We start from the raw sequence: 20,950 nt of genomic DNA on the forward strand, positions 1-20,950 counted from the left end.
CAGCCGGGCGGCGCCCCCCGACGCCGGTCAGGCCTGCAGGCCCAGGATCGTACCGTCGTCATCGATGTCGATCTCCCGCGCGCGGGGTCGCGCGCCCAGCGCGGGCATCGTCAGCATCTCGCCGGCGAGCGCCAACACGAACCCCGCACCGGCCCGCACCGCTGCATCCCGGATCCGCAGCACGACGCCCGCGGGCACGCCGCGCAGCTGCGGCCGGTCGCTGAGCGAGTACTGGGTCTTGGCGATGCAGACGGGCAGCCGGCCGTATCCCCAGGTCTCGGCTTCCGCCAGCCGCGCGCGGGCGGCGTCGGCGAACTCCACGCCGGCGGCGTTGTAGACCACCTGCGCCACCGTGCGGATCTTCTCCGCCAGCGGGGCGCCGGCAGGGTAGAGCCTGCCGCCGTCCGGGAGGGCCCCGTCGGTCTCCGGTCCGGGCGCCTCCTGGGCCACCCGGCACACCAGGTCGGCCACCTCCAAAGCGCCCTCCCCACCGGCGTCGTACGCGCGCGAGATGGCCGCGGGCACGCTCCAGGCCCGCGCGGCGTCCAGGACCGCAGCCTGCTCCCCCGGCGCATCCGTCGTGAAGGCGTTGACGCAGACCACCGGTCGCATGCCCAGGCGCCGGACGATGCCGACGTGATGGCCGAGCAGCGGCAGCCCGGCCCGGAGCGCCTCCTCGTCGGGCGCCGCCAGCTGCTCGACCGGCAGGCCGCCATGGTATTTCAGGGCACGGGTCGTGACCACGACCACCGCGACGGCGGGCCGGGGACCGCCGTGGGCGCCGACGATGTGGACGAACTTCTCCGCACCCAGGTCGGCGCCGAACCCCGCCTCCACGACCACGTAGGACGCCAGCCGGCGTGCCAGGTGCAGCGCCACCAGCGAGCTGGTGCCATGGGCGATGTTGGCGAACGGTCCGGCGTGCACCAGTGCCGGACCACCTTCCTGCGTCTGCACCAGGTTGGGCAGCAGCGCGTCCCGCAGCAGCGCGGCCATCGCGCCGGCCACCCCCACGTCGTCGGCGGTCACCGGCGCCCCGGCCGGCGTCGCGCCCACCACGATACGCCCCAGCCGTTGCCGCAGGTCGCGGTACGACGTGGCCAGGGCCAGGATCGCCATCACCTCCGATGCCGCCGTGATCTCGAAGCGGTCCTCGCGGGGGGTCTGGTCCAGGGCCACCAGCACCCGGCGCAGGGCGCGGTCGTTGACGTCGAGGACGCGGGGCAGGAACACGCGCGCCGGGTCCACCCGGGGCTCGCGTTTCCGGTACAGGTGGTCGTCGAGCGCCGCGGCCAGCAGGTTGTGGGCGGAGGTCACCGCGTGCAGGTCGCCGGTGAAGTGCAGGTTGATGGCCTCGGCCGGTTCGACCGTGGCGCGTCCGCCGCCGGTGGCCCCGCCCTTCTGGCCGAAGATCGGTCCCATGGAGGGCTCCCGCAGGCAGACGATGGCACGTTCGCCCAGCCGCCAGAGCGCCTGGGCCAGGCCGATGGCGGTGGTGGTCTTGCCCTCGCCCGCGGGCGTCGGGTTGATGGACGTGACGAGGATCACCCGCCCGCGCGCCCGCGCCTCCAGCCGCGCCAGGGCCCGCAGCGACACCTTTGCGATCCACGGGCCGTAGGGGATCAGGTCATCGGCGGTCAACCCGATCTGGCGTGCGACGTCGGCGATCGGGCGCAGGCGCGGACGTGCGGGGACCGGCTCGCGCAGCGGCCTCACGGGCGCACCTTGAGGAAGTCGAAGGCACCGGCCCGCGCCGCGGTCAGGTAGCGCCGGCAGAAGTCGTCGTGCCCCAGCAGCATCTCCGCGGTGGCCAGCTGCGCCATGAGGCGCCGGTCCAGCGGATCGAGGATGAAGGCGTCCATGCCATGGGCCAGGCAGAGCACGAGGAACACCTGGTTGATCTGCGCCCGATGGGGCAACCCGAACGAGACGTTGCTGAGGCCGCAGATGGTGCGGATCCCAGGGTAGCGGGCCTTGATCAGGTCCAGCGCCTCCAGGAAGACCGCCACGCACCGGCTGTCGGTCGCGATGGGGAACACCAGGGGGTCCACCAGGATGTCGGCGAAGGGCACGCCGGCATCGGTCAGGCCGTCGACGAGGCGCGCGGCCAGTTCCAGCCGCCCCTGGGCCGTGGCCGGAATCCCCGTGTCGTCCATGCACAGCGCGACGACCTCCGGTTGGAACTCCTTGATCACGGGGAGCAGGCGCGTCCAGCGATCGTGCTCCAGGTTGATCGAGTCCAGGAGCGCGCGGCCGCGGTGGACTTCCAGGCCGCGCCGCAGCGCAGCGGGGTTGGGGCTGTCGATGGAGAGCCGGACGTCCAGCGCGTCCTGGATCGTGCGCACCGCCCACTCCATGCACGCCACCTCGTCCTCCATGAGGGTGGCGCAGTTCACGTCGACGAGGTGCGCGCCCGCGTCCACCTGGCGACGGGCCAGGTCGACGATGGCAGCGGCGTCCCGGGCCTCCAGGAGCGGCTGGATCTGCCGGCGCGTCGAGTTGATCAGCTCGCCGACGATCAGCGTGCGGGGGCGGATACTCGTCGCCCATCACCTCCCGTGGGCAGCCGGGCGGGATGCGGTCCTCCGCCCTGGAAGTGGACGAGCCAGGAGCAGCGATCGCGGTGCGCTTCGGGCACAGCGGGGATCAGCAGGTGCTCGAGGTCGTCCAGCCGGCCGGCGGCCTTGGCCAGGCGGTAGATCCGGTGGTGGATGCACTCGTGCGCCGCGACCTCGCAGCGGCCGTCGCGGCTGCCGCCACAGGGGCCGTTGGCCAGTCCCTTGGGACACGTCTCCGGGCACACGTACGCGGTGGCGGGCAGGCGGCAGAAGCCGCAGCGCCGACAGCCGACCAGCGGGCCCTTCACCGCACCCTCCAGCGCTGCCAGCAGGGCGTCAGCGCCCGCGCGGCCCTCCAGCGCCCGCACCAGCGGACCGAGCACGCGGGCCCCGGCGGAGCCGTCGTGGAACACAGCCCGGTCGACGGCGTCCAGCAGGCGAAACCGGAGCGCCTCGACGCGCCCGGGCCGTGCGCCGTCTACGGGGAACGCCCCGTCGAGGTAGTAGCCATCGTCCGGCGCGACGCGCGCCTGACGGCCATCGGGGAGGGTGAGCATCTCCCCCCAGGCCTGCTGCCACGCGTCTAGGTCGGGGCAGGCGGTGGCGACGGCGTCGACCTCCTCCAGCAACCGTTCGACCTTCGGCCAGGTGTGCAGGCCGCTGACCTGCGCGCCTGCATACCCCAGCAGCCGGACGCCCACGATCTGCAACGCCAGGCGGCGAAACGCCGCCGCCTGGCCCCCGTCGGGCGCACACGCCTCTTCCTCCAGCCGCCGCGCCAGCTCGTCGGTGACGACGACGCCCGGCAGCGGGGTCTGCCGCAGGCGGCGGCAGCCGCGCGGGGTGAGCCACAGCAGGCCCGCCACCAGCGGGACGTCGTAACCGCGGGCCGCCAGCACGGCGCGGGCCTCGTGGTACTTCCGCATGTCCCAGCCGATCTGCGTGATGAGCACATCGGCGCCGGCCCGCACTTTCTTCCCAGCTTTCAGGTACTGCCCCAGCAGTTCCTCCTCGCGGTACTTGAACGGGCACACTGCCGCGGCCAGCAGCGCCCCCGGCGCCTGCTGCCGCGCCTGCGCCAGCGCCAGCACCGCATCGAGGTAGCGCACCGGGCGATCGCGGGGCGGGGCGCGCAGGGCGTCGCCGGTGACCAGCAGGAAGGCGTCCAGGCCGGCAGCCTGCGCCCGCCTCAGGGCCGCGTCGAGGTCGGCCGGCGACCGGTCCTTGCCGGCCAGGTGCACCAGCGGCACCACGCCCGTGGCCGCCGCCAGGTGGGCCCCGATCGCGACGGGATCGTGGTCGTGGTCGGATCGACTCCGGTCGGTGAGCGCGATGGCCGCCACGCGCCCGTCGCTGGCTGCGGCGCGGGCCAGCGCCACGATGGGGCGGACCGCGTCGTCGAACGGCTGGCTGGCCGTCGGCGACGCCACCTCAACGGTCAGGAAGAAGCGGCCGTCGGCCAGCGCGTCGCGGACGCGGTTGTGCCGCGGGCGCACTGCCGGAGGCAGATGCGCCCCGGCGGAGGTCGGCACGACGCGAGGGGCACTCACCGACGCTGCCAGTGTGCAAAGCAGGCGCACGACCGGGCAATCACCGGTTTCAGGGAGTCGCTGGCGGGGCAGCGCATGCAGGACGAAGGACGCTTCAGAGGTGCCGGCGGAGGGAGATGGTGTCCAAGCAACGTCCAAGCAGCGCCACGCAGTGCGCCACCGTGTGGCACGCCACCATCCCCCTGTGCGGCGGCCGGGGGCGCTACTTCTGGAGGTAGCGCACCACGGCTTCGGTGCGCGTGCGAACCTGCAGCTTGGCGAAGATGTTGCGCAGGTGGTGGTGCACCGTCCAGCCGCTGATGCCCAGGCGCGCGGCGATCTCCCGGTCGAGGTAGCCCTTGCTGAGGTAATCGAGGATCTCCTGTTCCCGCGGCGTCAGGCGCGCCATGGCCGTCGTCTCCGCCCCTGCGGACGCGGCGAACAGGCCCTCGAAGTAGCGGCGAATGCGCAGAGCCGCCTGGGCGGCGGTCAGCGGCCGGGCGGCGGCGGGCGGCCCCAGAGGCTCCAGCAGCCGCGCCGGCGGTCGACGGCGCAGGATGTACCCCCCGCTCACCCCGCCAAACGACAGGAAGAGCTGATCGCTGTCCGCGTAGACGCCATAGGTGAACACCGGCAGGTCGGGGCGCTGTGCCGCGAGCTGCGCCTGGGCGCTGGCTGCATCGGGCAGCGCGCGGTTGAGCAGGACGGCTGCGGCCGCCAGGCGCGGGCCCAGACGCAGGAGCTCGCGCGGATCGCCAACGGTCGCCGCCGTCCAGCCCTCGGGATGGAGGGCCAGGCAGGCCGCCATGGCACGCTGCACGCCCGCGTCGGGCTCGACCACGCAGAGCAGCGTGGCGGCGCGCGGCCGGGGTCGTGCGTGGGCGACGGGCAGTGTCGTCGCCTCCGCGGCAGGCGGTGCCGTCGCGGCCGCGGGCACCGCAGGCTCGGTGTACAACGTCGTGTACGTCGACGCCAGCGGGTTCATCGACCAGAACACCGCCACGGTGATCTCCCGGGGCACCAGAGCGCGCACGCGGGCCCATCCCTCCTCGAGCACGGTGCGGTAGATCGTGGCCGCGCGCCGGGCCGCCTGCGCGACGTCGGCGGTGCCCAGCGGCACGTAGTGGCTCTCGCCGGCGTGCTCGATGCGCGCCGAGAGCTCGCCCGCGTGGTGCGGCCGCAGGCCCTCGGTGTAGCGGCGCACGAGCAGGCGCGGGCGCCAGTCGCGTGGATGCAGGCCGGGCGCGGCCGCAACGGCGGCGTCGCGGCCTCCTGCGTCGCGGCGCGAGCGGTCCTGCGCGGCCGGGGCCACGGTGGCCTCCCAGCCCCGCGTCACGATGGTCCTGTAGAGCGCGCGCGCCCGCCGGGCGGCCGTCTGACGCGGGACAGCCCCCAGGGAGAACGTCCGCCGACGCCCCCGGTACTGGATCTTCACGATCCAGGTGCGCAGCCGGATCAGCCGTCCCCGCCGCGTGTACGACGCCGGGGTCACCCGCGCGGCCCAGTAGCGCAGGCTGGCGCGGTCGACGGCGTGGCCCGGTCGCCGGGCGCCCGTACTCCCACGGCGTGCTGCAGGACCCAGGCCCGGGGCGCCTACGCTTCCCTGGCGTGCCGCGCGTCCCGGTTGCAAAGCCCCCCGGCTCCCTCGGCGTGCCGTGCGTTCCGGTTGCAAATCGTCCCCGGTCCCCCGGCGTGCCGGGCCGCCCGATCCCCGGGCGTCCACCCCGTGCAAGTCCCCGCTGCTTGGACGCTGCTTGGACATCTCTCCAGCAGGTTCGCTGGCGGCGTCCGCGGTCCTGCGCCCCTCTGGCGTGCCGCCGGGGATGGCCCTGTGGCGCGGTCTCGCCCAAACCGGGGATTGCGCGCCGCAGCGCCGTCCCGGGAGCAATTCGCAGCGCAGCCGCAGCGCCGCCAGGGCGCGTCGGGTTCGGGAGCGAACGGTGGGAAGAGGCACACCAGCACGGTAGCCGCGACCGCGGCGACTGATGCTGGCGGAGGTACCGGGCCCAGGGGGAAAGAGCGCACGCCAGGGTGGTGGCGCTAGCGTGGTGGCGCGGGAGGCGAGCGGGTGAAGACGGATGCCCAGGCGGTGATCATCGGTGGTGGCGTCTACGGGTGCAGCGTCGCCTACCACCTGACGGCCCTCGGCTGGCGCGACGTGGTGCTGGTGGAGAAGGGCCGTCTGACCGGTGGCGCGACGTTCCACGCAGCGGGCCTAGTGGGCCAGCTGCGGGCGACGCTGGGCCTCACCCGCATGATCATGTACAGCGTCGAGCTGTACCGCCGCCTGGCGGCCGAGACCGGGCAGGATCCCGACTGGCGCGAGACCGGCAGCCTGCGGCTGGCCGCGACCCCCGACCGGCTGGTGGAACTGCGCCGCCACGTGGCCACCGCCAGGACGTACGGCCTGGAGATGCACCTGCTGACGCCGCGGGAAGCCGTCGCCCTGTTTCCGGTCATGAGCGACCGCGACCTGCTGGGGGCGGCCTACGTGCCCACCGACGGCAGCGTCGACCCCACCGGGCTGACCCTGGCCCTCGCCCGCGGCGCCCGGGCCCGGGGCGCCGAGATCCACGAGGGGGTCGAGGTGAGAGAGATTCTCACCCGGAACGGCCGCGTGCGTGGCGTGGTTACCTCGCACGGCACCATCACGGCCGAGGTGGTCGTCAACACCGCCGGCATCTGGGGGCGGGAGCTCGCCGCGCGGGTGGGCGTGGTCGTGCCCATCTACCCCATCGAGCACCAGTACCTCCTGACGGGCCCCATCGACGGGCTGCGCCGGGGCCTGCCGGTGGTGCGCGACCCCGATCTGCTGATCTACTTCCGCGAGGAGGCACGCGGCCTGTGCCTGGGTGGCTACGAGCGCCATCCCCTGCCGTGGGGAGTCGATGGCATCCCGCCCGACTTCCACCACCGGCTGCTGCCACCCAACTGGGAGCAGTTCGAGCCGTTGGCCCGCAACGCCGCCCGGCGCATTCCGGCCCTGGAGACCGCGGGGGTGCGCGAGCTGGTCAACGGCCCCGATGGCATCACCGCCGACGGCGAGCTGATCCTGGGCGAAGCGCCGCAGCTGCGCGGGTTCTTCGTCGCCTGCGGCACGCCGGGCATCGCCTCCGCCGGCGGCGTCGGCCGCGTCCTGGCCCAGTGGATCGTGGAGGGCGACCCCGGGCTGGACGTCTGGCGCATGGACATCCGCCGCTTCCAGGCCCACTACGGCGACCCGGCCTACGCCCGTGCCCGCGCGCTGGAAGCCTACTCCAAGAACTACGTGCTCCGCTACCCCTTCGAGGAGTGGGAGTCCGGCCGGGGCCTCAAGCGCAGCGCGGTCTACCCGCGGCTGGTGGCGCTTGGCGCGGTGTTCGGGGAGAAGGGCGGGTGGGAGCGGCCGAACTGGTGTGCGGCCAACCTCCCCGACGGTCCCCCCGCATGGGAGCCCGTGGGCTGGTTCCGCCACAACTGGTCCCCGGCCATCGCCGTCGAGCACCAGGCCTGCCGCGAGGCCGCGGGGCTGTTCGACTTCACGTCGTTCTCCAAGTTCGAGGTCACCGGGCCCGGGGCGTTGCGCCTGCTGCAGTGGCTGTGCGACAACGACGTCGACCGGCCGCCGGGCACCGTGGTCTACACCCAGATGCTGAACGCGCGCGGCGGGATCGAGTGCGACCTGACCGTGACGCGGCTGGGACCCGAGCGCTTCGCCGTCGTCACCGGCAGCGCGTTCGGGGTCCACGACCTCGCCTGGATCACGCGCCACCTGCCCGAAGACGGCTCGGTCACCGTGCGCGACGTCACGGTCGAGCAATGCTGCCTGGGGCTGTGGGGACCCCGGGCCCGCGAGATCCTGGCCCGGGTCACCGACGCCGACCTCTCCAACGCGGTGTTTCCCTACATGACCGCGCGGGAGATCACCATCGCCGGCGTCCGGGTGCGCGCGCAGCGCGTCACCTACGTGGGCGAGCTCGGCTGGGAGCTCTACATGCCAGCGGAGGCAGGCCTGGCGGTGTGGGATGCGCTGTGGGCGGCCGGGCAGCCGTTCGGGCTGCGGGCGGTCGGGTACCGCGCCGTGGACTCGCTGCGGTTGGAGAAGGGCTACCGGTACTGGAGTGCGGACATCACGCCGGAATACACGCCGTACGAGGCGGGCCAGGGGTTCTGCGTGAAGCTGGACAAGGGGAGCTTCCAGGGGCGGGAGGCGCTCGTGCGGCAGAAGGCCGAGGGGGTCCGTCGCCGGCTGTGCTGCCTGGTGCTAGCCGACCCGCGGCGGGTTGCCCTGGGCAACGAGCCGGTGCTGGCCGCCGACCGGCCCGTGGGCCGGGTGACCAGCGGCGGGTACGGCTACACGGTGGGGGAGAGCCTGGCCTACGCGTACCTGCCGGTGGAGCTGGCTCACGTGGGCACCGCCCTGGTCGTCGAGGTCGACGGCGATCCGGTGCCAGCCACGGTACAACGCGAGCCGCGCTACGACCCCACGGGAAGCCGCATCAAGGCATAGGAGGCCGCGCATGGAGGAAGAGGCGCAGGCCGTCGTCATCGGCGGCGGTATCGTCGGGTGCAGCGTCGCCTATCACCTGGCGGCGATGGGCTGGCGCGACGTGGTGCTGGTGGACAAGGCCGACCTGACCAGCGGGTCCACCTGGCACGCGGCCGGCCTGGTCGGCCAGCTGCGCGGCACGTTGAGTCTCACGCGCATCATGATGTACAGCGTCGAACTCTACGCGCGGCTGGCGGCCGAGACCGGGCACGATCCCGAGTGGCGTCAGGTGGGCAGCCTGCGCCTGGCGTCGTCGCCGTTGCGCATGGAGGAGAACCTGCGTCAGGCCGCGCTGGCCCGCACCTTCGGGCTGCCGGTGGAGGTGCTGGGGCCACGCGAGACGCTGGCGCTGTGCCCGCTGCTGTCCGACCGCGACCTGACAGGCGCGGTCTACATGCCCACCGATGGTCGCGTCGACAGCAGCGGTGTGACGTTCGCGCTGGCCCGGGGTGCGCGGCAGCGCGGCGTGCGGATCTACCCGAACACGCCCGTGCGGCGCATCATGGTCCGCCGCGGGCGCGTCCAGGCCGTCGTCACCGACCGCGGGATGATCCGGACGCCCGTCGTGGTCAACGCCGCCGGCATGTGGGCCGACCAGATCGGCCGCATGGTGGGCGTGCGGGTGCCGATCGTGCCGATGCAGCACCAGTACCTGTTGACCGAGCCCATCGACGGCGCGCACCGCGATCTGCCGGTCGTGCGCGATCCCGACCTGCGCCTGTACCTCCGCGAGGAGGTCCGCGGGCTGCTGGTGGGCGGTTTCGAGGCCGACCCTGCGCCCTGGGCGGTCGACGGCGTGCCCGAGGAGTTCGTCCACCGGCTGCTGCCGGTGAACTGGCCGATCTTCGAGCCGATCGTGCGCAACGCCGCCCGGCGGGTTCCCGCCTTCGAGCACGCGCAGATCGCGAAGATCATCAACGGCCCCGAGGCGTTCACCCCCGACGGCGAGTTCATCCTGGGCGAGGCGCCCGGCGTGCGCGGGTTCTTCGTGGCCGCGGGATTCTGCGCCTACGGCATCGCCGCCGGGGGCGGCGTCGGCCGGGTGCTGGCCGAGTGGATCGTGGACGGCCAGCCGAGCCTGGACGTCTGGCGCATGGACATCCGGCGGTTCGGTCCGCAGTTTGCCGACGCGGCCCACACCGTGGCGCGATCCGTGGAGGCGTACGCGCGCCGCTACGGCGCGGTGGCCCTGCCGTTCGACGAGTGGGACACGGGTCGCAACTTCCGGCACAGCCCGATCCACCCCCGCCTGGTGGCGTTGGGCGCCGCGCTGGGGGAGAAGGGCGGCTGGGAGCGTCCGAACTGGTTTGCGTACAACCTGCCTGCCGACGGGCCAGAGGGTGCGTTGACCGGCGCAGCGGTCGGCGCGGGAGCGTCTGCCGCAGCGGCCGCCGGCGGGGTGGCGGCAGAGGGCACAGCGCAGGCTGCGGCATCGTCTGCTGGGGCGCCGTTGGCAGGGCCACGCAGTGGGCCGTCGTCGCCCCGGGAGCCTGGGACATCGGCGTCTGCCGTGGAGCTCGACCAGGTGGCGTCCGCCCCCGCGACCTGGCGGCCGCGCGGCTGGTTCCGGCACAACTGGTCGCCGGCGATTGCGGTCGAGCACCGGGCGGTGCGGGAGGCGGCGGGGCTGTGCGACTTCACGTCGTTCTCGAAGTTCGAGCTCACGGGGCCGGGGGCCGTGGGGCTGTTGCAGTGGTTGTGCGACAACGACGTGGACCGGGCGCCGGGGACGGTGGTGTACACGCAGATGCTCAACACGCGGGGCGGGATCGAGTGCGATCTGACGGTGACGCGCATGACCGCGGACCGGTTCTTCGTGGTGACGGGGAGCGCGTTTGGGGTCCACGATCTGGACTGGATCACGCGCCACCTGCCCGACGACGGGTCGGTGGCGGTACGGGACGTGACGACCGAATGGGCATGTGTGGGGCTGTGGGGGCCGCGGGCGCGCGAGATCCTGGCGCAGGTCACCGATGCCGACCTGACCAATGCGGCGTTTCCCTACATGACGGCCCGGTGGGTGCGCGTGGGAGATGCGGACGTGTGGGCACAGCGGGTGACGTACGTGGGCGAGCTGGGGTGGGAGCTGTACGTGCGACCCGAGCAGGCGCTGGGCGTCTGGGACGCGCTGTGGGAAGCGGGGCGGCCCGCAGGCTTGCGGCCAGTGGGATATCGGGCCGTGGACTCGCTGCGGCTGGAGAAGGGCTACCGGTACTGGAGCGCGGACATCACGCCCGAGTACACGCCGTACGAGTCAGGCCAGGGGTTCTGCGTGAAGCTGGACAAGGGAAGCTTCCAGGGGCGCGAGGCGCTCGTGCGGCAGAAGGCCGAGGGGATCCGCCGCCGCCTGTGCTGTCTGGTGCTGGCCGACCCGCAGGCCGTGGCGCTGGGGAACGAGCCGGTGTTCGACGGTGCGCGGGTCGTTGGGCGGGTGACCAGCGGCGGGTACGGCTACACGGTGGGGGAGAGCCTGGCCTACGCGTACCTGCCGGTGGAACTGGCCCGGGTGGGCACTGCGCTGGTCGTTGAGGTCGACGGCGCCCGCGTGGCGGCGGTGGTCGCGCGCGAGCCGCGCTACGATCCCGAACACACCAGGCTCAGAGCCTGAACCGGGCCTCACCGGGCGGGATGCCTGCGCTGGAGGGCGGTGGGAACCTCAAGGGATCAGGCAACGTTGCCACGCGCTCAGGAAGAATCAACGTTGGTCTCCACCGTTCGCGCGTGGCTCTGTTGCAAGGATCGGCTCACCGGGCCGCGTGGTCCGGGGCAGCGGTCCGCCGGTACGGAAGGGGGGTGGAACGGCCGGGAGGAGAAGGTTGCGGTTCCTGGAATTCCAGGATCGCACGCACGGGCCAAGCGCAGAGGAGGGAGGACTATGCCACGCGAGGACGATCCGCTGTGGGCCGGGGAGGCTGCGCGCCTGTCGCGCAGGAAGTTCTTGCAGGTCGGGATGGGTGCCGCCGGTGCCCTGACGGTGGGCCCGCTGCTGGCGGATGCGGCACAGCGGCTGGCCGCCGCGGGCGCCATGCAGCCGCCGTCTGCGGCCAGCCAGATGAGCATGGCCGACCTGGTGGCCGCTGCCAAGAAGGAAGGGACGCTGAACGTCATCGCCCTTCCCCCCGACTGGGCCAACTACGGCGAGATCATGGCGACGTTCACCAAGAAGTACGGCATCAAGATCAACAGCGCCTCGCCCAACGCTTCCTCCGCTGAAGAGCTGCAGGCCATCAAGGCCCTCAAGGGCCAGAAGCGCTGTCCCGACGTGCTCGACCTGGGGCCGTCGTTCGCCATCCAGGGCAAGCAAGAGAAGCTGTTCGCGGCCTACAAGCACTCGCAGTGGGCGACGGTGCCCGACAGCATGAAGGACCCCGAGGGCTACTGGGTCGGCGACTACTTCGGCGTCATGGCGTTTGGTGTCAACCGCGACGTCGTCAAGACCGTCCCCCAGCGCTGGGCCGACCTCAAGAAGCCCGAGTACAAGGGCAAGGTGGCGCTCAACGGCGACCCGCGCCGCGCCGGCGCGGCGTTTGCGGGCGTGTGGTCGGCGGCGCTGGCCAACGGCGGGTCGCTGGACGACATCACCCCGGGCGTGGAGTTCTTCGCCGAGCTGAAGAAGCTGGGCAACTTCATCCCGGTGGACGCCACGCCGGCGACGGTGCAGAGCGGCCAGACGCCCATCACGGTGGACTGGGACTACCTGCAGATCGGGTACAGCAAGCAGTTCGCCGGGAAGATCAAGTGGGAGGTGGCGCTGCCCCAGGACGGCATCTTCGGCAACTACTACTGTCAGGCGATCACGGCCTGGGCGCCCAATCCCTTCGCCGCCCGGCTGTGGCAGGAGTTCCTGTACTCGGACGAGGGGCAGATCCTGTTCCTGAAGGGGTTCGCACACCCGGCGCGCTTCGACGACCTCGTGAGGCGCAACGTGATCCCCAAGGACCTGATGGCGCAGCTCCCGCCGCCCGAGCCGTACGCCAAGGTGAAGTTCCCCACGGTGGAGCAGACGAAGAAGGCCCAGAAGGTGGTGGCGGACCTGTGGGGTCCGAAGGTGGCGGGGAAGTAGTCGCGGGCACGGGCACGTAGGGAGCGCACGTCCATGGCGCAGCCGGCACCGCTGGCCGGCCGCGCGGTTGGCGCCGCGCCGGGGGGCCTGCGCACGCGCAGGCCCCCCGTGCTCGACCTGCTGCCCGTCGTCCCCTACTTCGCGTACACCCTGGCGTTCCTGCTCCTGCCCGCGGCGACGGTGCTCGTGGGCGCCTTCTTCACCCAGGACGGGCAGTTCACCCTGGCGCATCTGGCGGCGCTCCTGGAGGGCCAGCACCTGCAGGCGTACGTGAACAGCCTGCAGCTCAGCGCCGCCACGGCCGTGGCCGGCGGCGCCCTGGGCGGTCTGATGGCCTACGCCGCCGTCAGCCCCGGCGCCCCGCGCTGGATCCGCCCCACCCTCACGACCTTCGCCGGCGTGGCGGCCAACTTCGCCGGGGTGCCGCTCGCCTTCGCGTTCATCGCCACCCTGGGCACCGTCGGTCTGTTGACGCGGCTGCTGCAGGCGCTGGGGGTGGACCTCTACGGTGCCGGGTTCACCCTGTTCTCCTTCGCGGGCCTGGCGCTCACCTACACCTACTTCCAGATCCCGTTGATGATCCTGGTGATCGCACCCGCCCTGGACGGATTGCGCGTGGAGTGGCAGGAGGCCGCTGCCAGCCTGGGCGCGACCGGGGTCCAGTTCTGGCGGTACGTGGGGCTGCCGGTGCTGGCGCCCTCGGTGCTGGGCGCGATGGTGCTGTTGTTCTGCAACGCGTTCGCCGCCTACGCCACCCCGTACGCGCTCACCTCGGGCGTCGTGAACCTGGTGACCACCCAGATCGGCAACGTGCTGCAGGGCAACGTCCTGACCGATCCGCACCTGGGCCACGCCCTGGCGCTGGGCATGATCGCGGTCATCGCGGTGGCCATGGCGGGCTACGCGCTGCTGCAGCGGCGGGCGGCACGGTGGATGCGCTGACCGCGCGGGCGCGCGGCGCGGACTCCGTGGCGGAGCCGGGAGACGACCGGATGTGCGGCGCGGCGGAGGCGGCACGGGGTGGCGGAGGCACCCGGGGCGAGCGTGCGGTGAGGGCTGCGCCGTGACCGGACGCTTCTCGGCCTGGCGCGCCGTCTGGTTGCTGCTGGGCGGCTGCTACTTCCTGGTCCCGCTGGTGGCCACCGCGGAGTTCAGCCTGCGCGCCGGCGGAGGGCGCTACGACCTGTCGGCCTACGCCTTCGTGCTGCGCGATCCCCGCTTCCTCGAGAGCTTCCGGCTGTCACTGGTGCTGGCCCTGGAGACCATCGCGGTGGCCCTGGTCCTGCTGCTGCCCACGGTGTACTGGGTCCACCTGCGGCTGGCGCGCCTGCGCCCCCTGGTGGAGTTCGTCTCGGTGCTGCCGTTCGTCGTGCCGCCCATCGTCCTGGTGGTGGGCCTGCTCAACCTCTATCGGGGGGCGCCCGAACTGCTGGTCGGCTCGCCGCACTTCCTGGTCACCGGCTACGTGATCCTGGCCCTGCCCTACGTCTACCGGGCCCTCGATGCCGGGCTGCGCGCCATCGACGTGCACACGCTCACCGAGGCTGCCCAGAGCCTCGGGGCCGGATGGCTGACGACCATGGCGCGAGTGATCCTGCCCAACCTCCAGGGGGCGGTGCTGAGCGGGGCCTTCCTGACCCTGGCCATCGTGATGGGCGAGTTCACCCTGGCCAACGTCATGCTCTTCTCGACGTTCTCCGTGTACATCAACTACATCGGGGAGACGCAGGCGACGCCGGCGGCGGCGCTGACGCTGGCGAGCTTCGCCGTCACCTGGGTGGCGATGGCGGGCATCCTGGTGGTTGGCCGGCAGCTGGGCGGCCGGCAGGCGCAGATCGGCGGCGCCCGCTAGACGATGGCGTACCTGGAACTGCGGGGCCTGCACAAGCGGTTCGGCGAGGTCGTCGCCCTCGAGCAGTTCGACCTGGCGCTCGCGCGCGGCGAGTTCGTGGCGCTGCTGGGCCCCAGCGGCTGCGGCAAGACCACGGCCCTGCGCATCGTGGCGGGCTTCACCGCTCCGGACGCCGGCGCCGTGGTGCTGGACGGCCAGGACATCACCGGGGTGCCGGCCAACCGCCGCCACATGGGCATGGTCTTCCAGGCCTACAGCCTCTTCCCCAACATGACCGCGGAGGAGAACGTCGAGTTCGGGCTGCGGATCCGCAAGGTGCCGCCGGCCGAGCGCCGCCGTCGCGTGGACGAGCTGTTCGCCCTCGTGGGGTTGGAGGCCGCGCGGCGGCGCTACCCCCACCAGCTCTCGGGCGGGCAGCAGCAGCGGGTCGCGCTGGCCCGCGCCCTGGCCATCGAGCCGCGGGTGCTCCTGCTGGACGAGCCGCTCTCGGCGCTGGACGCGCGGGTGCGGGTGCAGCTGCGGGAGGAGATCCGCCGCATCCAGGGCCGGCTGGGTATCACCACGCTCTACGTCACGCACGATCAGGAAGAGGCGTTGTCGATCTCCGACCGCGTGGCGGTCATGGCCGCCGGGCGGATCGAGCAGGTCGGCACCGCCGCGGAGATCTACGGCGCGCCGGCCACGCCGTTCGTGGCGGAGTTCGTGGGGACCATGAACCGGCTGCCGGGCCGCATCGTCGACGGCACCCGGGGGCTGGTGGAGTGCGCCGGCGTGCAGGTCCTGGCCGACGCGGCCCGCGGGCAGCGCGACGGCGCACCCGTGCTGGTGCTGATGCGTCCGGAAGCCCTGGAGGTGGAGCCGCGGGGCGACGTGCCTCCGGGCCGCGCGGCCCCGGCTACGGCGGGAGGCGGTCCTGCGGCGCAAGCCGCGGGCACCGGCGCGCCCGCAGGCGTCTTCGAGGGACGGATCGCCTCCAGGGCGTTCCTGGGCCCGATCACCAGGGTGAAGATCGCCCTCGCCTCCGGTGAGGAGCTTGCGGCGGACATTCCCAGCGCACGCGCCGACGCCTTCCCCGTGGGCACGCGCGTCACGGCCCGGTGCGCGCCGGAGGCCGTGCGCCTCCTCCCGCTGGCCAGCGGGCCGCTGGTGTCTGGACGCCGGTAAGCCGCACAGGCTCGTCGCCCGGGCGTCCAGCACGCGCGACGGCCCGGTGGCGTCCGCAGCGATGTGGCGTCTGCAGCAAGCCGGTATGCGGGTGGCGGCGGAGACGCGCGCCCCGCCGCGGTGGTCAGCTGGCGGCGGACACCGGCACCCGCACGCCCATCTCGTCCAGCACCGCACGGATCGCCGCCAGCGCCCCGCGCACGTGACGCTCGTCGATGCGCCCGATGCACCCGATGCGGAACGAGTCGATGCGGGTGAGCTTGCCCGGGTAGATCAGGTAGCCGCGCTGCGCCAGGCGGGTGTAGAACGTCTGGAAGTCGAAGCGCGGGTCGGGCGGCGTGTGGAAGGTGACGATGATCGGCCCCTGGAGGTGGTCGGGCAGCAATGGGCGGAAGCCCAGCGCCCGCATGCCCTCCACCAGGACCTGGCAGTTGCGCCGGTAGCGGGCGGCGCGGCCGGCCACGCCGCCTTCGGCCGCGTGCTCGTCCAGCGCCCGGTCCAGCGCCGCCAGCACGTGGGTCGGCGGGGTGAAGCGCCACTGGCCGGTGCGGTCCATGAACGCCCACTGGTCGGCCAGGTCGAGCGCCACCGAGTGCGCACGGCCCGCGGCGGCGGTCAGCGCGCGGCGGGCCGCGATGACGAAGGTGACCCCCGGGACGCCTTCCAGGCACTTGTTGGCCGAGGCCACCAGCGCCTCGTAGCCCAGCGCCTGCGCGTCGCAGGGCAGTGCGCCGAAGGCGCTCATGGCGTCGACCAGCAGCCGCCGGCCGGCAGCTGCGACCACGTCCGCGACCGCAGGGAGCGGGTTGACGATGCCCGACGTCGTCTCGGAGTAGACCACCGCCACGTGGGTGATCCCCGCGTCGGCGGTCAGGGCGGCCGCCGTTGCCGCGGGGTCGACCGGCTGGTCCTCGTCCCACTCCAGCACCGTGTGCGCCCGGCCGATCGTCCGACAGATCTGGGCCATGCGATGCCCGTACGCGCCGTTGACGAGGATGAGCACCTTGCCGTCGCGGGGCACGAACGTGCCCAGCATCGCCTCGACCCCGAACGTGCCCGAGCCCTGCAGCAGCACCGCCTCATGGGTCTCCGCGCCGCCGGCGAGCGCGACGAGCCGGCGGCGGACGCGTGCGGTCATGGCCGCAAAGGCGGGATCGCGGGATCCCCAGTCGCGCAGCATCGCCTCGCGCACCGTCCGCGAGGTGGTCAGCGGTCCGGGGGTCAGCAGGATGGGCAGGTCGTCGTCTTGCATCGGCTCACCGCCGCCGCCACGCCTGGGTGCGCCGGTCCAGCACCCGCGCCACCAGCAGGTGCAGCAGCTTCACCGCCGCCGACGTGTAGAAGATCATCATGGCCATGGCGGCCGCCGCGCCCTGCTGGCCCGTGTCGTCCATGTAGACCACCGCGATGGACGCCAGGCGCGTGTGCGGCGCCCACAGGAAGATCACCGCCGAGACGGTGGTCATGGCGTTGACGAACAGGTAGACGGCGATGTCGAGGATGGCCGGCAGGCAGACGGGCACCGTCACCCGGGCGAACGTGCGGTAGAACGGCGCGCGCAGCGACGCCGAGACCGCCTCGAACTCGCTGTCGAGCTGCTTGAGGGCCGTCACCGCCGTCAGGTGGCTCACGGTGTAGAAGTGCACAATGGTGTTGACGACCATGATCGCCAGGGTGTTGTAGAGGAACCCCAGCGGGTTGGCCGGGTGGTTGAAGAAGAAGATGTAGCTGATCCCCAGCACCAGGCCGGGGACCGCCAGCGGCAGCATCGCCAGCAGCTGGGCGACGACGCGCACCGGCTGCCAGCCCCGCGTCTTCTCCAGCAGGTAGGCGCCGGTGAAGACCAGGGCGGTGCCCAGCAGGGCCGTGGCGCCGGCCATCTTCAGCGAGTTGACGTAGGGCAACCAGCCCTGGGTCTCGAACCGGGCGAAGTTGTAGTTCTTGAGGCCCAGCGCCAGGTTGTACGGCCAGAACGACACGAACGAGCCCCACGCCGCCACCACCAGCAGGCCCACGATGGGCACGGCGATCAGGGTGCACAGGCCCAGGAACGCCCAGTCCACCGCCGGCCGCGGACGGGGCTGGAGCGGCACCGCCTGCGGCGTCAGCGCCGCCTGCTGGCGGCGGTGCACGTACCGCTCCGCCAGGAACGAGAGCACCGCGGGCACCAGCAGGATCATGCTGACCACGGCGCCGGTCTCGAAGTTCTGGCGGCCGAACACCTGCTTGTAGACGTCGGTGGCCAGTACGTTGAACTGCCCGCCGATGACCTTCGGGATGCCGAAGTCGGTGATCACCAGGGTGAAGACCACGAAGGCGGCGCTCAACAGCCCGTACTTCGCGCCGGGGATGGTGACCGTGAGGAAGATCCGGCGGGGCGAGGCCCCCAGGGCCGCGGCCGACTCGTACAGGCGCGCGTCGGCCGTGGCCAGCGCCGTGGTCAGGATCATCAGCGCGTGGGGGAAGCAGTAGACCGCCTCGGCGATCACGATGCCGAGCGGCCCGTAGATGGAGCGGCCCAGCAGCAGCTCGCGCAGCAGGCCCTGGTTCCCGAACAGGTAGACGAGCGCCAGGGCCTGGAGGAGCGACGGCGCCAGGATGGGGATGAGGGCCACCGCGCCGAAGAGCCCCTTGGCCGGCATGCGCGTGCGCGTGAGGGCGTAGGCGTACAGGAACGCCGCCGGCACCACCACGCCGGTGGTGACCACGGCGATCCCCAGGCTGTGCCAGATCGAGGACGCCAGCGCGGGGCTGGCCAGGTACTCGGCGTAGTTGGCCAGGCCCACGAAGCGACCGTCGCGGTCGAGGAACGACTTCGACAGCAGCGCCCACAGGGGTGCGGCCACCGCCAGCACCAGCCACAGCGCCACCGCCGCCAGCCCACCCCGGGCCACCCACTCGTCTCGCGCCAGCGCCCGGCGGACCGGCGGGGCCGCGGCAGCGACGAGGGTCGAGGTGGCCACGGCTCAGGTGCCGGGGAAGACGCGGACGCGGTCGGCGGGCAGCGAGACGGTGATGGCTTTGCCCGGCGCCAGGGCGAACTCCCGCTGGAGGTGGACGGGCACGTCGGCCCGGACGTCGGCGGCGTCGGCGACGGCGGGCCGCAGGGTGGCGCGGTAGAACGAGCCCAGGAAGTCCAGCGCCACGATCTGGGCCTCAAGGGTGTTGGCGAAATCCGCCCGCGCCCCGCGGACGTCCACGTCCTCGGGCCGGAAGCACACGCGCACCGGCGCGCCCGCCGGCAGGCCGTCGGCTGGCACGCAGGCCAGTTCCGTCGCGCCCACGCGCACGCGGTCGGGCGCCACCAGCACGCCCTGGAGGAAGTTCATCTCGCCCACGAAGTCGGCCACGAACCCCGTGGCCGGATGCTGGTAGACCTCCATGGGCGTGCCGATCTGCTCGATGATGCCCTGGTTCATGACCACGATGCGGTCGGCCATGGTGAGGGCCTCTTCCTGGTCGTGGGTGACCAGGATCGTGGTCACGCCCAGGCGCCGCTGCAGGCTGCGCACCTCGTGGCGCAGGCGCACCCGCAGGCGCGCGTCCAGCGCCGACAGCGGCTCGTCGAGCAGCAGCAGGCTCGGTGACGGCGCCAGCGCCCGGGCCAGGGCCACGCGCTGCTGCTGGCCGCCCGAGAGCTGGGCCGGGTACTTGCTCTCCTCGCCCACGAGCCCCACCAGCGCCAGCATCTCCTCGACGCGGGCGCGGATCTGCGTCCGGCCCATCCGGCGGCTGTAGAGGCCGTAGGCGATGTTGTCGAAGACCGTCAGGTTGGGGAACAGCGCGTACGACTGGAAGACGATGCCGAAGTCGCGTTCGGCGGGCGGGCGGGCGGAGATGTCGCGGCCCTCCTTGAGCACGCGGCCGCGGGTCTGCACCTCGAGCCCCATGATGATGCGCAGCAGCGTGGTCTTCCCGCAGCCCGACGGGCCCAGCAGGCAGACGAACTCCCCCTGGTCGACGCCGAACGAGATGTCCCGCAGGGCCACGAACGCGCCAAACGTCTTCCAGACCCCGTCCACCTCGAGGTAGGCGACGGCGCCCGCTCCCGGCGCTGGGCGACCGGACGACGAGGTGCTCACGGCCTCTGGACACCGGAGGCCCGTGCCGTCACGACACGGGCCTCGGGATACCGACCACCCGACACACGCAGGACACCGCGGGGAGCCCGCACCGCGTGGGGCGAGCGCCGGGGCGCCCTAGCGGGTCGGCTTCCCCTCGTAGCGGCGTGCCCACTCCTTGAGAATGCGGTCACGGTTCTTCGCCATCCACTCGAAGTCGTTCTTGATCATCTTGGCCTCGCCGTCGGGCGGGTAGAACGGCGGCAGGTTGGACATCCCGGGCATGGCCACGATGGCGTACCACTGGTTGTACATCTCCATCGCCCGGCGGCTGACGGAGAAGTCGGCCAGGCGCCGGGCCGCGGCCAGGTTGCGCGTGCCGCGGTGGATCGCCGTGGCCTCCATGTCCCAGCCAGCGCCCTCCCGGGGGATGATGACGTCGATGGGCGCGCCCTCCTGCTTCAGCCGGGCCCCGCGCATGTCGAACCCGATCCCCAGCGTGAACTCGCCCCGGGCCGACTGCACGCAGGGCGCCGAGCCCGAGTGGGTGTAGACCCCGATGTTCTCGTGGATCTGGTCCAGGAACTTCCAGCCGTCCTGCTCGCCGAACAGCTGCAGCCAGGCGGCGACGGTCAGGAAGCCGGTGCCCGACGAGTTGGGGTTGGGCATCACCAGCAGGCCCTTGTAGATGGGGTTGGTCAGGTCCTTCCACGACTGCGGCCGGCGGATGCCGCGTCGGGCCGCTTCCCGGGTGTTGAAGCAGACCACCGACAGGAACGCATCCATGCCCGTCCACGTCATGGGCGTCTTGCTGCTGCGGAACTGGGGCTTGAGCTGCTCGGCGCCCCGCGGCGTGTAGGGCTCGATCATCCCCAGTTCCTCGAAGACGATGATGCTGGTGACCGCCAGGCCCCAGATCACGTCGGCCCGGGGGTTGCTGCGCTCGGCCAGCAGCCGCGCGGTGATGGTGCCCGTCGAGTCGCGCACCCAGTCGATCACGATACCGGGGTTCTCGCGCTCGAACGCCTCCTTGTACGGCCCGAGCTGGTCGTTCTCCAGCGCCGTGTAGACCGTCAGGCGGGTCACCTGCGCGCGCGCCTCGCCCAGCAGGCCCACCGCGAGCGCCCCCACGACCACCGAGACCGCCAGGTACTGCGCCGTGCGGATCCAGCGTGCTCCTCGCATACCGACCCCT

At 72.6% G+C, this 20,950-nt stretch carries 14 protein-coding genes; 6 read left to right on the forward strand and 8 right to left on the reverse strand.

All coding sequences use genetic code 11. The annotated features are described in order from the left end of the window. Positions 1 to 27: 27 nt before the first annotated feature. The 4 genes from QN157_06080 to QN157_06095 all read right to left on the reverse strand — a co-directional run bounded on the left by QN157_06080 (position 28) and on the right by QN157_06095 (position 5,579). A complete protein-coding gene (locus tag QN157_06080; protein ID MDR7555161.1) occupies positions 28 to 1,716 on the reverse strand; it encodes a formate--tetrahydrofolate ligase in 1,689 nt (562 codons plus the stop codon). Further along, entirely contained in the window at positions 1,713 to 2,537 is an 825-nt protein-coding gene (locus tag QN157_06085) for a dihydropteroate synthase (protein ID MDR7555162.1), read from the reverse strand. The genes QN157_06080 and QN157_06085 overlap by 4 nt, the downstream gene beginning before the upstream one ends. Then, positions 2,519 to 4,090, reverse strand: a complete 1,572-nt coding sequence (locus QN157_06090; protein ID MDR7555163.1) for a methylenetetrahydrofolate reductase C-terminal domain-containing protein — start codon at positions 4,088 to 4,090, stop codon at positions 2,519 to 2,521. The genes QN157_06085 and QN157_06090 overlap by 19 nt, the downstream gene beginning before the upstream one ends. Positions 4,091 to 4,310: 220 nt before the next feature. Further along, a complete protein-coding gene (locus QN157_06095) occupies positions 4,311 to 5,579 on the reverse strand; it encodes a response regulator transcription factor (GenBank protein ID MDR7555164.1) in 1,269 nt (422 codons plus the stop codon). A gap of 576 nt (positions 5,580 to 6,155) precedes the next feature. Here QN157_06095 and QN157_06100 point away from each other — a divergent pair. The 6 genes from QN157_06100 to QN157_06125 all read left to right on the forward strand — a co-directional run bounded on the left by QN157_06100 (position 6,156) and on the right by QN157_06125 (position 15,694). After that, positions 6,156 to 8,576, forward strand: a complete 2,421-nt coding sequence (locus QN157_06100) for an FAD-dependent oxidoreductase (protein MDR7555165.1) — start codon at positions 6,156 to 6,158, stop codon at positions 8,574 to 8,576. A gap of 10 nt (positions 8,577 to 8,586) precedes the next feature. Then, complete coding sequence (locus QN157_06105) at positions 8,587 to 11,223, forward strand: FAD-dependent oxidoreductase (GenBank protein MDR7555166.1); 2,637 nt, start codon at positions 8,587 to 8,589, stop codon at positions 11,221 to 11,223. A 267-nt stretch (positions 11,224 to 11,490) separates the two neighbouring features. After that, positions 11,491 to 12,678: an ABC transporter substrate-binding protein gene (locus QN157_06110; GenBank protein ID MDR7555167.1), complete on the forward strand. Its 1,188-nt coding sequence runs from the start codon at positions 11,491 to 11,493 to the stop codon at positions 12,676 to 12,678. A gap of 33 nt (positions 12,679 to 12,711) precedes the next feature. Continuing rightward, positions 12,712 to 13,620, forward strand: coding sequence for a hypothetical protein (locus tag QN157_06115; protein ID MDR7555168.1), 909 nt, complete (start codon positions 12,712 to 12,714; stop codon positions 13,618 to 13,620). Between the two features lie 121 nt (positions 13,621 to 13,741). Then, a complete protein-coding gene (locus QN157_06120; protein ID MDR7555169.1) occupies positions 13,742 to 14,530 on the forward strand; it encodes an ABC transporter permease subunit in 789 nt (262 codons plus the stop codon). Between the two features lie 3 nt (positions 14,531 to 14,533). Then, entirely contained in the window at positions 14,534 to 15,694 is a 1,161-nt protein-coding gene (locus QN157_06125; protein ID MDR7555170.1) for an ABC transporter ATP-binding protein, read from the forward strand. Positions 15,695 to 15,818: 124 nt separating this feature from the next. On the opposite strand, the gene QN157_06130 is transcribed toward QN157_06125, so the two are convergent. The 4 genes from QN157_06130 to QN157_06145 all read right to left on the reverse strand — a co-directional run bounded on the left by QN157_06130 (position 15,819) and on the right by QN157_06145 (position 20,940). Continuing rightward, complete coding sequence (locus QN157_06130) at positions 15,819 to 16,946, reverse strand: 2-aminoethylphosphonate--pyruvate transaminase (protein MDR7555171.1); 1,128 nt, start codon at positions 16,944 to 16,946, stop codon at positions 15,819 to 15,821. 4 nt (positions 16,947 to 16,950) lie between these two features. Next, complete coding sequence (locus QN157_06135) at positions 16,951 to 18,657, reverse strand: putative 2-aminoethylphosphonate ABC transporter permease subunit (protein ID MDR7555172.1); 1,707 nt, start codon at positions 18,655 to 18,657, stop codon at positions 16,951 to 16,953. A 3-nt stretch (positions 18,658 to 18,660) separates the two neighbouring features. Continuing rightward, positions 18,661 to 19,776, reverse strand: a complete 1,116-nt coding sequence (locus QN157_06140) for a putative 2-aminoethylphosphonate ABC transporter ATP-binding protein (protein MDR7555173.1) — start codon at positions 19,774 to 19,776, stop codon at positions 18,661 to 18,663. 117 nt (positions 19,777 to 19,893) lie between these two features. Further along, entirely contained in the window at positions 19,894 to 20,940 is a 1,047-nt protein-coding gene (locus QN157_06145; protein MDR7555174.1) for a putative 2-aminoethylphosphonate ABC transporter substrate-binding protein, read from the reverse strand. Positions 20,941 to 20,950 lie beyond the last annotated feature (10 nt).

The organism is Armatimonadota bacterium (assembly GCA_031459855.1).
Classification (GTDB): domain Bacteria; phylum Sysuimicrobiota; class Sysuimicrobiia; order Sysuimicrobiales; family Humicultoraceae; genus Fervidifonticultor; species Fervidifonticultor primus.

Excerpts from the sequence above, each read along its gene's own strand:
- QN157_06145 (MDR7555174.1), bottom strand. The coding sequence starts at position 20,940 with ATGCGAGGAGCACGCTGGATCCGCACGGCGCAGTACCTGGCGGTCTCG.
- QN157_06110 (MDR7555167.1), top strand. The coding sequence starts at position 11,491 with ATGCCACGCGAGGACGATCCGCTGTGGGCCGGGGAGGCTGCGCGCCTG.
- QN157_06130 (MDR7555171.1), bottom strand. The coding sequence starts at position 16,946 with ATGCAAGACGACGACCTGCCCATCCTGCTGACCCCCGGACCGCTGACC.
- QN157_06115 (MDR7555168.1), top strand. The coding sequence starts at position 12,712 with ATGGCGCAGCCGGCACCGCTGGCCGGCCGCGCGGTTGGCGCCGCGCCG.
- QN157_06105 (MDR7555166.1), top strand. The coding sequence starts at position 8,587 with ATGGAGGAAGAGGCGCAGGCCGTCGTCATCGGCGGCGGTATCGTCGGG.
- QN157_06125 (MDR7555170.1), top strand. The coding sequence starts at position 14,534 with ATGGCGTACCTGGAACTGCGGGGCCTGCACAAGCGGTTCGGCGAGGTC.